General features: G+C 39.6%; 6 protein-coding genes. 4 read left to right on the top strand and 2 right to left on the bottom strand.

Annotated elements, in window-relative coordinates; translation table 11 throughout:
* Positions 1-2: 2 nt before the first annotated feature.
* Positions 3-3935, bottom strand: a complete 3933-nt coding sequence (locus ACI6PS_RS08175; protein ID WP_421012066.1) for a gliding motility-associated C-terminal domain-containing protein — start codon at positions 3933-3935, stop codon at positions 3-5.
* A gap of 23 nt (positions 3936-3958) precedes the next feature.
* Positions 3959-6178 (bottom strand): LysM peptidoglycan-binding domain-containing protein, encoded by a 2220-nt coding sequence (locus tag ACI6PS_RS08170; protein WP_421012065.1) that lies wholly within the window; start codon positions 6176-6178, stop codon positions 3959-3961.
* Between the two features lie 288 nt (positions 6179-6466).
* On the opposite strand from ACI6PS_RS08170, the gene ACI6PS_RS08165 reads away from it, so the two are divergent.
* Genes ACI6PS_RS08165 through ACI6PS_RS08150 form a run of 4 tightly spaced genes read left to right on the top strand, consistent with a single transcriptional unit; the run spans position 6467 to position 12732 of the window.
* Entirely contained in the window at positions 6467-7063 is a 597-nt protein-coding gene (locus ACI6PS_RS08165; protein ID WP_421012064.1) for a TetR/AcrR family transcriptional regulator, read from the top strand.
* 31 nt (positions 7064-7094) lie between these two features.
* On the top strand, positions 7095-8474 hold the full coding sequence (locus ACI6PS_RS08160; protein ID WP_421012063.1) for a TolC family protein: 1380 nt from the start codon (positions 7095-7097) through the stop codon (positions 8472-8474).
* A gap of 15 nt (positions 8475-8489) precedes the next feature.
* Positions 8490-9551 (top strand): efflux RND transporter periplasmic adaptor subunit, encoded by a 1062-nt coding sequence (locus ACI6PS_RS08155; RefSeq protein ID WP_421012062.1) that lies wholly within the window; start codon positions 8490-8492, stop codon positions 9549-9551.
* A gap of 10 nt (positions 9552-9561) precedes the next feature.
* Positions 9562-12732 carry an efflux RND transporter permease subunit gene (locus tag ACI6PS_RS08150; RefSeq protein ID WP_421012061.1) on the top strand — a complete coding sequence of 1057 codons (3171 nt, stop codon included), beginning with the start codon at positions 9562-9564 and terminating at the stop codon, positions 12730-12732.
* Positions 12733-12740: the final 8 nt, after the last annotated feature.

The following is a 12740-nucleotide window of genomic DNA, read 5'->3' as shown; positions in this document are numbered from 1 at the left end:
AATTACTTGCTCAAGTAAAGTCTTCCCTGAACGGCTTTCCTTGTTCCGTCATTAAAATTTAAAATGTAGAAATATACCCCAGTAGGAAGCTTGCTTCCACTTACTCCTTTTTCACTGTTTCCATCCCAATCTGGTTTAGACGCATTACCTTCGTATAAAATATTCCCCCAGCGGTTGTATATGCTTATTGAAAAGTTTGGATATAATGTTCGAATGTTTTTTATCACAAAGGCATCGTTGATTCCGTCTCCATTAGGCGAAAATCCATCGGGAATAATTAGTTTAAGCTCTTCGGTATCGCAATCTTCAACTGTAACGGTAACTTGGAGACGTGTGGTGCTCTCACATCCTAAATCTGAAACAATTGCTGCATAATAGGTTGTTCCATCAATCAAGAGGGTATCATTTGCATAGGCAGTTCCGTTTTGAAGAGCATCGTACCACACAATTGGTTGAGATCCAATAATGGCAGATGACAAGCTAAATACTGTAGCGTTATCCGTTTCACAGTATACACTGCTACCGCTAAATATTGGCGTAGGGACTTCTTCTATTTCAAAAATGAATGCATCAAAAGTATGTCCAGATGTACCGCAAGCATTCGCTGTATTTGACAATATTGGGTCAATGTTTAAAGTGTAGTTTCCAATAGCATTCAAAACCGTTGTAGGAATTATAAAACTTGCAATGCCATTTTCAAAAACCACAGTAACTACCTCATTAAAGACTGTTGCTCCCGAAAGTTGATAACTCAATTGATAGTTTCCATCTGATAGATTTGTTGCATTGGATATTTGAATAGTTGCATCAGAATTTAAACACACCACACCCGTGTTAAGGTCGGCAGGGATATTAGTAGGAAGCCCGTCAACTGTAACTGAAACTGTTGCGGTATCTGGCAAACAGCCTGCTGGCCCATTTACCGTATAAGTATAAGTTCCTGGCAAGTCAATAGAAGGGTCGAAAATTCCGGTACCGCTTGATAAATTTGGGGTCCAAATACCTCCTGATTCTGGAATGCCTCCCAGAAAAGCAAACAAATCTGCTGAAGCATCATCTTCACAGAAGGCTGCAATGCCATTTTCTCCCGCATCTGGAGCAGGGTTTACTGTTACTGTTACCGAAGCTGAAGAAGAAGAACACAAAGATGTCCCTGGAAAACTATAGACATAGGTTCCTGCCAAATCAACAAGTGGATCGAAAAAACCGGTACCGCTTGATAACGATGGAGACCATACTCCACCAAGATCAGGTGTTCCTCCAAGAAAAGAGAATAAATCTGCTGGTGCATTATTGTCACAGAAAACGACAGTACCATTACTACCAGCATCATACAATGGCTCTACGGTTACGGTAACTGTAGCAACATCTGGCGGACATGATAGTGATGTGGTTACTGTATACGTAAACACATAAGGACTTCCTGAAATCGTAAGGTTGGAAACATTCAATGTTCCCAGATTGCCATTTGTTGTTGAAACTGGTCCGGTCCAAACTCCAATGCTTGAAGGCGTTCCTAATAAAGTATCAAATAAATTTATATCTGGGGCGGTAGCAACATCAGCCTCACAGATGTCGAAATTGCCATTTTCTCCTGCCTCTGCAATTTCTGCTACTGTAACGGTAACTATTGAAGATGCTGAAGGACAAAACAAAGTTCCTGGCAAAGTATAAACATAAACACCCGGTGAATCAACTAAGGGATCAAAAGTACCATTTCCGCTTGCCATAGTTGGCGACCAAGTCCCACCAAAATCAGGTGTTCCTCCTAGAAAAGCAATCAAATCTGCCGGGCCATCATCTCCACAAAAAAATGCCGTACCATCATCTCCTGGTTCTACGGCAGGAGCAATTGTAATTGTTACTGTAGCGACATCGGGAGGACAAAGCGGTGATGTTGTGACAGTATATGTAAACACATAAGGACTACCTGATTCTGAAAGATTTGACACATCAAGAGTTCCTAAACTGCCGTTTGTTGTAGTAAATGGCCCTGTCCAAACCCCTATATTCAAAGGAGTTCCCAAGAGGCTGTCAAATAAATTCACATCTGGGGCTGTAGCCAAATCAGACTCACAAAGCGTCAAGCTACCATCCTCACCTGCTTCAGGAATTTGGTTTACCGTGACATTAACGGTTGCTGAAGCAGCTGGACAAAATGCGGTTGCAGGCAAGGTGTAGACATAGTTTCCAGAAAGATCAAGCAAAGGATCAAAAATTCCTGTACCACTCGCCAATGCCGGAGACCATGTACCTCCTAAATCAGGAGTACCTCCAAGAAACGTAAATAAATCTGCTGGAGCATCATTTCCACAGAAAACGGCTACTCCATCTTCACCTGCATTTACAAGTGGCTCTACTGTTATCGTTACTGTTGCTATATCTGGTGGACACTGTGGTGAAGTTGTGACGGTATATGTAAACACATAAGGACTTCCTGATTCTGAAAGATTTGACACATCAAGAGTTCCAAGATTGCCGTTTGCTGTAGCAACTGGTCCAGTCCAAACTCCTAGATTTGAAGGAATACCCGATAAGCTATCGAATAAATTCATATTTGGAGCTGTTGCCAAATCCGATTCACATAAAGTTAGACTACCGTTCTCTCCTGCCTCGGGAATCTCGCTAACCGTTACAATAACAGTTGCTGAATCAGCCGGACAGAACGCTGTTGCGGGTAATGTATAGACATAGCTCCCGGAGAGGTCGAGTAATGGATTAAAAATTCCTGAACCGCTTGCCAATGCTGGAGACCATGTACCTCCTAAATCAGGTGTTCCTCCTAGGAACGTAAATAAATCCGCAGGCGTGTCATCTGGACAAAAAAAAGCTATACCATCTTCTCCTGCATCTACAAGTGGCTCTATGGTTATCGTTACTGTTGCGGTATCCGGAGGACACTCTGGTGATGTGCTAACGGTGTAGGTAAAAATGTATGGACTTCCTGTTGCTGTCAAACTAGAGATTTCAAGAGTTCCTAAATTGCCATTTGTTGTTGCAACTGGTCCTGTCCAAACTCCGAGGCTTGAAGGGATTCCCAATAGACTATCAAATAAATTAATATCTGGAGATGTAGCAATATCTGTTTCGCAAAGGGTAAGACTACCATCATCTCCTGCTTCATTCTCAGGCAAAATACTTACTGTTACTTCTAATCTCTGCGTACTTTCACAAGGTGGTACTATTGTAGTTCCATAGTAGGTTTGGCCATTTATCAATGGGGCAGCAGGATCTAAAACTAAGGCTGAAGTGCTTGTTAGGTACCAATTATTATTTCCAGATGCTATCAGGTTGCTTATTGTTGGCGGATTTTCTGGATCATTACAAAATATTTGAAGTGATTCACCAACAGGCTCATTGACAACATTGACTACCACAAAAACGGGTAATCGAGAGGTTAGACATCCTGTAATTGGATTTGTTTGTCCTGCATAATAGATAGTACCAGAAGTTATTACGCTGTTGTTAGTTAAAGGCGTTCCGCCAAAAGGATTATTGTACCATTGCACATTGTTTCCTGTTGCATTTAATGACGCAATAGTTGCCTCATTTGCATCTGAAACACATATTCCTTGAAAATTTTGCCCTGTAGGTGCACTGTAGAGACTAACGGTAACGGCAATCCTATTTCCACAATTCCCCGCACTGCTATCCAAAAAATAATCTTCACCATTTATCAAACCCAAGCCAGGTGACAAAGCCGTAGTTGAAGTTGCGGTTGCAAACCAAGCAATTCCACTTCCATTATCAGTTGCCTGCAAGTCTGCTACTGTTGGAGCTTGTATATCACAAAATGAAGGATTGAGATCTATAGTTGTCGGACATTGCGCCACGGCATGAAAGATTCCATAAAAAAACAGAATAAATAGGAAAAAACTCTTCTGAGAAGAAAAGTTGTCTTTAGAAAGCCTTGAGTTTTTTTTTGGTGAACGCATAAAATGGATCGTTTTAGAAACCATCAGTTAACAATTTTAGAATCTGAATCTTCATCATATTGTAGAATATAACCTCCTGAATTACTGTAACCTCCTTTTAAATTCTTAACGTATTTAAAATTTATTTTTAGCTGTTCCGTTTTATTTTCTTCCGCCAGCACATTAAAAGCTTTATCCTGAAACAACCTCATCAAAGCATCAAAAGTAACGTCAAAACCTTTTACAGCTTCATTAGTTGCCTCAAAGCCATATTTGTTCAAATAATCTTTTTTAAACCTGATTAGTTCTTTTGTATTTGCTGGTTTGTATAATGATGGATAAATCATCTTCAAGGCTTTAAATCTCATCTCGGAAACTGTTTCGCCTTTGATATTTTCTTTAGGATCCAGCAATGCTATTTCAACATCATACTCTTTTGAATCTTTTAATAACAAGCTAGTTGCTGTTAAAATTAATCCTGCTTTATCAGTATCTAAAATCACATAATTCTTAGACGACTTACTCAATAAGCTTTTCAAAGATTCTGAATCAAAAACGCCGCTTTCGTCAATTTTTACAAATCGTGCTTCCGGATAATTTTGTGCAATAAAATCTTTACTCTCCTTTCTTACAGGATCATTGACGATGATAACATTTTGCTTTTTTGAAGCAATATGATCTAGCACCAGCTTTTTAAGTTGCATGTCAAGAATCAGACTGTTGTAGGTTGTAGGAAAAGTTATATTTGGTTGTTTTGTATCAGAAATAATCATTGGAATATTATTCTTAGACAAATAATCACCTAATTTTTCTGACAGATAAGACTCTCTCGGAAAAAACACCATTTTAGCATTTTGGATAGTATTGGCGGTAAGTGAGGTAAAAATCTGTTCGGTGGCTCCAGAGGATTGAATTTCAAATACTTTGGATGTTATCAAAACATTACTCTTTCGAAGCGAATCCATTGCCATTGTAGCTCCAGCATAGAACTCATAATAAGCTGTCGCTTCGGAAGATTTTGGTGAAGATTTCATAAAATCTAAATATTTTTCCTCCGTGAAAGGCATTAAATATACGATTTCCTTCTCTTCTCCTTTTTTGATGGACCTTAGCAATCCTTCTTGCGAATTGTCAGCAACATTAGCTTTTGCTTCTGCAATCTTTGAAGCATTTTGAGAAGGCACTTTCAGTATCATTCCTATTTTTAAGCCATTGCTCAATTCCGGGTTAAGCTCAATCAATTTTTGTTCGCTCAATCCCATCATCTTAGACAATCCGTATAAGGTTTCTTTTGGCTTCACTTCATACGCAACCAAATCTGTTACCGCAGTATTTGGCTCTGGCTGTATTGTTTCTTCTTTTTTCTGTATTGGCTTCACCTCAACAGGCTTTTCTACAATTGGTTTCTCAACTACAGCTGCCTTTTGCTCAATAACTTTTGGTTCTTCTTTTACCGTTTGTTGTTTTGCAACTGGTTTGGCTACGGCTCTTCCAGGAATACTGATTTGCTGTCCTGTCCTAAGCATTTTCACAATATGCGGGTTCAAATCCTCCAACTCCCCGATAGTCACGCCGTATCTTTTAGAAAGTCCATATTTCGTTTCCCCTGCTTCAACCAGATGCTGCTCAAAGTCCGAATTTGTATTTTGTATTGGGCTTCCCTTTTTTGAAGGAACTCTTATTGTTTGACCGCTTAACAAAACAGCTCCTAGGACAGACCTATTAATATCAATCAATTCTGAAACAGATATTTTATAGCGTCTGGCTATACCCCAGAGGGTTTCTCCACGTTCTACCAAATAGGGTTCATAGTCTCCGTTTTGAGCACTGTTATCGGAGCCCAGATTTGAATTGAGATTATTTTTTATCCCTTCTGACTGAATTTTCAATTCTGCACCTGCCCTCAACATATCAATGATATGCGGATTCTGACGCTCTAATTCTTCAATTGAAATATTGTATTTTCTTGAAAGGCCAATCTTAGTTTCGCGAGGTTGAACCAAATGATAAACCACATGTGAATCAACTTCCTTGCTATTCCAAATCTTGGTTTGTGGTATCAGAATTATGTCATTTTCTTGAAATCCATCAGCCAGCTTAGGATTTAATACATATAATTCATTTGGATTTATATTGTACTTTTTTGCAATGACCTCAATTGTTTCTCCCTTCGATATTCTATGTTTTAAGGTAGTCTCTTGAGCATATATTTCACCCAATCCATTTCGAAAAAGAAACAGAAGCAAAAGATAATATTTTTTCATTTTCGAATTATACACTGAGGGCGTCGTAGGGTAAGGGATTCATATAACTAAAATGGTTGTAAAAGTAGCAATAAAGAAATTACAAAATGAAAGAAATATGTTACTTTTTATCATTTTTTATAAATATTAAATTTTTTCCCTATTCCAAGTGGATAATCAAACTTGTAAAAAACAACGAAAACGCTTTCTGTTAAAAAACCGTTAAATAGAATATTTGACAAAAATGTTAAACAAAAAAGTATATACCTTTGCCCTAACAATTTTGTCAAATAAATTAGTTAAATAAAAATGTCAACAGAAAGAAAAGACGAAGCAACCGAAGTGCACATTAAAAATACCGCCAAGAGATTGTTTTTTGGTGAAGGTAAATTTAATGCTACTACACAGGAAATTGCCGATGCTGCAGGAGTTAACCGAACCCTAATCAATTATTATTTTAGGTCGAGAGACAAATTATTCGACTTGGTTTTTGCAGATGCACAAGCCAGAGAGCAAGAAAGAACGGAATCCATTATTTTCTCAGAACTTCCGTTTAAGGCCAAAATCGCAGAGTTTATTGACGATACATTCGACATGGCAAGAGAATATCCATACATGGAAATGTATCTGGTAACACAATTCAACCAAGGCTGCTATTTTAAAGACGAAGAAGGTATGGACCGTGTACTTAAGAAATTCTATGAGGAATTTGAAGTGGCCATGGAAGAAGGTTTGATAAGAAAAACAGATCCTGTTCAATTTATTCTTAATATGATTTCACTGACTTCTTTTCCTATCGCGATGCGTCCTCTTTTCCAAAAAACAATGCATTTGACCGATCAAGAGTATGATAAAATACTTTCAGACCGAAAAGAAATTATAATGGACACCTTATTTATCAAGTAAAAACAATCAAATCAATCATAAATTTAAACAAATGAAAACCCCAAGCCGCTTTATAAAGCTTAAAACAGTCGCTTTCATTTTTGTTGCATCGCTCCTCTCGGCAGGCGTTTCGGCACAAAGCCAAACGTTGACGCTGAAAGACGCCATCAAGTATGCCCTTGAAAACAAGGCTGATGCCAAGAAAGCAAAACTGGAAATTGAAAACAGCGAATACCAAATTCAGGAAGTTCGCTCGAGAGCATTGCCTCAAATTACGGCAAACGGAAACGTAACTTACAACCCAATCCTTCAATTGAATGCGATTGATATGGGTGCGTTTGCTCCTCCTGGAACGCCAACTACTGGCGGTGTGCAATTGGTTCCTTTTGGACAGAAATGGAATTCTACTGCTGGTGTTTCGTTAACACAAGCCATTTTTGACCAAGCGGTTTTCACCGGATTGAAAGCGGCAAAATCAACAAGGGAATTCTATCAGATCAATGCGCAATTGACCGAAGAACAGGTTATCGAAAGGGTAGCAAATGCCTATTACGAAGTATTTGTTCAGAAAGAAAAACTATCGGTAATTGACAGCAATTATGTAAACACGACCAAAGCCAAGGGCATCATCCAAGGTCAGTTTGACAATGGTTTGGCCAAAAAAATCGATTTGGACAGGATTACTGTGAAGTTGTACAACATCAATACCCAACGCCAACAGTTGATCAATGCGGTGCAATTACAGGAAAACGCTTTGAAATTCTATATGGGAATGCCAATTGAAACTCCGATAACACTTCCTAAAACAGAATTTGAAGTAACGCCACAAGCTTTGGCGGAAGCCCCAAATACAGCCAACAGAACCGAATATTTGTTATTGGACAAGCAAGAGCAATTATTAACCTATCAGAAAAAATCCATCATTGCAGAATACTATCCAACGCTTTCGCTTTCGGCAGGATACAATTATATCGGACAAGGACCTGAATTGCCTTGGTTCAAAAAACCGTCAGATGATGTGTATTGGTCGGATTATTCTAGCATCGGATTGAATTTGAGAATCCCAATCTTCACAGGATTCGGTACAAGAGCAAGAGTCCGTCAAGCGGAAGTTGATTTGAGAAAAATCCAGGCCGATAAGGAAGACACGAAACTTTCATTGGATTTAGCTTTCGAAAATGCACGTACTCAAATTGAAAACAGCTTGATTACCATCAAAAATCAAAAGGAAAATGCACAATTGGCTCAGGAAGTTTTAGACAATACCCGAAACAACTACTACCAAGGTTTGGCTCCATTGACGGATTTATTGGATGCCGAAAACTCTTTGGTAGAAGCACAAAACAATTATACTTCAGCCTTATTGGAATACAAATTGGCCGAAATACAGTTAATCAAATCAAAAGGAGAATTAAGAACACTTACAAACTAATCAATCAAAATAAAAATGAAAAAAGTATTATATATAGGAATCGGACTGGCAGTTTTAGGTCTAATCGGTTTTGTCTTAACCAACAATAAGAAAAAGAACGAAGCAGAAACTGCGGTTGTGGCACAAAAAAACACCACAGTTTCGGTAAATATCGACACTGTAAAAAGTGAAGCTGTTTCTACAGATTTTATTGCAAACGGAAGCTTTGCACCACTTCAAGAACTTAGTTTTTCTGCAGAAAACGCAGGAAGAGTCACTAAAGTTTTAGTAAAAGAAGGAAGCGTTGTGAGAATCGGACAGACTTTGGCCGTCATAAAAGCAGATAAAATTTCGGTTGATGTTCAAAGTGCTAAAGCAAATTACCAAAATGCTTTGGCCGATAACCAACGTTTTGAGAATGCTTTCAAAACAGGTGGTGTAACTAAGCAACAGGTTGACCAATCTAAGCTAGCTTTATCTAATGCAAAAGCGCAATTGGACCAAGCCAACATCAGTTTTGGTGATGCAACGATCAAATCAACCATCAACGGAATTGTAAACAAGAAATACATTGAGCCAGGTTCAGTAGTTGCTCCTGGAACACAATTGTTTGATTTGGTAAATGTTTCTAAACTAAAATTGAAAGTAGCTGTAAGCGAAAACCAAGTGGCTTCCTTAAAAGTAGGATCTGTTGTAAAAGTAAAAGCAAGTGTTTATCCTGATAAGGAATTCTCAGGAAAAATCACTTTCATCGCTCCAATGGCAGACGAATCATTGAATTTTCCTATTGAAATTGAAATTGCAAACAACGCAAACAATGACTTGAAAGCGGGTATGTACGGTACGGCTCATTTTGAAAGCAATTCTACACAGAAAACACCAATCAGAATCGTACCAAGAACTGCTTTCGTAGGAAGTGTGAGCAACAACCAAGTTTTTGTAGTGAAAGACAGTATTGCAAAACTGACCAAAATTGTTTCTGGAAGAATCTTCGGAGAAAAAGTGGAAGTACTTGACGGTTTGAACGATGGAGATGTGGTAGTAGTTGGTGGACAAATCAACTTGACGGACGGTGCAAAAGTGGACGTAAAAAAATAAGAAGGTAAATATGAAATTAGCAGAAATATCCATAAAAAGACCCACCATCATCGCGGTCTTGTTTATCATACTGACCTTGGGAGGTATCTTCAGTTATACCCAGCTGGGTTATGAATTGGTTCCTAAATTTGAAGTGAACGTGGTTACCATTTCTACCGTTTATCCTGGAGCATCGCCTTCGGAAGTAGAAAACACGGTATCCAAAAAAATTGAGGACGCAATTGCTTCCTTGGAAAACGTAAAGAAAGTTGAAACAAAATCCTACGAGAGTTTGTCGCTTGTAATGGTGACGCTTACCGCGGATGCCGATGCCGATTACTCTTTGAACGATGCACAACGTAAGATCAATGCCATCCTGAAAGATCTACCGGACGATGTGGATCCGCCGTCTTTGGTGAAATTCTCGATCAGTGACTTGCCGATCATTACCATTGGTGCAACGGCAAATATGAACCAAATTGAGTTCTATGATCTTCTGGACAAGAAAATCCAACCTGTACTATCACGTGTACAAGGTGTGGCACAGGTAAACCTTGTGGGTGGTGAAGAAAGAGAGATCCAGGTCAGCCTTGATGCCAAAAAACTGCAAGGTTACGGCCTTTCAGTTCCACAAGTGCAACAGTTATTGCTGTCTTCCAATTTGGATTTCCCTACTGGAAACATCAAAACCAGAGAAAACAGTACGTTGATCCGTTTGTCGGGTAAGTATAAAGATGTACAAGAAATGCGTAATCTCGTAGTTTCTTCCAAAAACGGAATACAAGTTCGTTTGGGCGATATTGCCGATGTTCAGGATTCCCAAAAAGAAGTAAAAAAGATTGCACGTATCAACCAGAACAGTGCCATTCTTTTGCAAGTCATCAAACAATCGGATGCGAACGCGGTTGCGGTGAGTGAGGCCGTTCAGAAAGCAGTTGCTCAAATCGAAACCGATTATAAAGTCAACAATGTAAAACTGAACATTGCCGATGACACCACCGGATTTACATTGACCGCAGCAAATGCGGTAATGAAGGATTTGTTCATTGCGATTTTCTTGGTTGCCTTTGTAATGCTGTTCTTCCTGCACAGTTTTAGAAATGCCTTGATTGTAATGGTATCGATTCCAGCTTCGTTGATTGCGACATTTATTGGTATCAGCTTGTTAGGATATACTTTGAACTTGATGAGTTTACTGGGTCTTTCACTCGTGGTTGGTATCCTTGTGGATGATGCGATTGTGGTTTTGGAAAACATTCACCGCCACATGGAGATGGGCAAGAACAAAGCTCGAGCTGCCTATGATGGAGCTTCCGAAATTGGGTTTACCGTAACCGCGATTACCTTGGTAATTGTGGTGGTGTTCCTTCCAATTGCCATGAGTACTGGATTGGTATCGAATATCATCACGCAGTTCTGTATGACGGTTGTTATTGCAACTTTATTATCATTACTAGCATCGTTTACCATCGTGCCTTGGTTGTTCTCCCGTTATGGAAAATTGGAGCACATTACCAATAAAACCTTCTTTGGAAGAATCATACTTTCGTTTGAGCGCGGTTTGGATAAATTCACGCACTGGGTAACGGGAATATTGGAATGGTCGTTGATCAATAAATTCAAGACACTTTTAATCGTAGTTATTTTATTCTTTGCTTCCATTGGATTGCTTATGGGAGGCTTCATTGGTGGGGAGTTCTTCGCCAAGATTGACAAGGGTGAATTTATGGTTCAGGTAGAATTACCAAAAGATGCCTCTATCGAACAATCAAATTTTGCTGTTCAAAAAGCCGAAGCTTTCCTAAAAAGCAAACCCGAAGTAAGAGGATTGATCACTACTGTAGGACAAACGAGTGATGGTTTTGGAGGTTCCCAAACTACGCTTTATAAATCGGAAATCAAGGTAACGCTAAACGACAAATCAGAGCGTGAGGACAATACCTTCGTATATGCCGCAAAAGTAAAACGCGAATTGGAGAAAGAACTGGTGGGTGCAAAAATCAAGACGGTTCCTGTAGGATTGTTCGGTGCCGATCAGGCTCCAATCTTGCTGACTGTTACAGGACCTTCTCAAAAAGACGCGATGGCTTTCGCCGCTAAAGCAGCCGCTGAGCTTCGCAAGATTCCTGGAGCTTCGGAGGTTAAATTGACATCCGAAGATGGAAATCCTGAAATCAATGTTCAGGTGGATCGTGACAAGATGGCGGCACTTGGATTGGATCTGAGTACTGTTGGTATGACCATGCAAACGGCCTTCAACGGAAACACTGATGGTAAATTCCGTGCCGGTGAATACGAATATGACATCAACATCCGCTACGACGAGTTTAATCGTTCCAACTTTAATGATGTAAGTGAATTGATTTTTGTGAACAATGCTGGACAGCAGATAAAATTGTCCCAGTTTGCCAAAATCACGCAAAGTTCAGGTCCGAGTTTGCTGGAAAGACGTGACAAATCGCCTTCTGTAAGTGTCGAAGCACAAACGGTTGGTCGTCCATCAGGAACAGTTGCTGGAGAATGGGAAGCAGTGTTTTCTCAAATGGAACGCCCAACAGGAGTAAACTATGTTTGGGGTGGTGATATGGAAAACCAAACGGAAGGTTTTGGAACACTTGGAGTAGCATTATTGGCCGCTATCATCTTGGTTTATTTGGTAATGGTGGCTTTGTACAACAGTTTTGCTACACCGTTCGTAGTATTGTTCTCGATTCCACTTTCGTTCATCGGAGCTTTATTGGCCTTGGCCTTGACCAACAACTCGCTGAACGTATTTACAATCCTGGGTATCATCATGCTTATCGGTCTGGTGTGTAAAAATGCGATCCTTCTGGTCGATTTTGCCAACCACCGAAAAGAAGCCGGAGAGAATACCAGAACGGCATTGATTCAAGCCAACCATGCACGTCTTCGTCCGATTTTGATGACGACCATTGCGATGGTGTTCGGTATGTTCCCGATTGCATTGGCATCCGGTGCCGCAGCCGAAATGAACAACGGTCTGGCATGGGTAATCATTGGAGGTTTGATTTCTTCTTTATTCCTTACATTGGTTATTGTTCCGGTTGTCTATTCAATTTTTGACAGCATCAAAAACAGATTGCGCAAAGGAAAAGAGCAAACGGATTATGCCGAATTGATGACCGAAGATTATGAGCACAGAGAAGTAGCCGATGACGGTTTCTCAACCAAGCATACCTAAAATAAAGT

The sequence above is a fragment of the Flavobacterium sp. PLA-1-15 genome, assembly GCF_049060005.1.
Classification (GTDB): Bacteria; Bacteroidota; Bacteroidia; order Flavobacteriales; family Flavobacteriaceae; genus Flavobacterium.
Note: the sequence above shows the minus strand (reverse complement) of the source record. Positions and strands in the feature narration are given on the sequence as shown.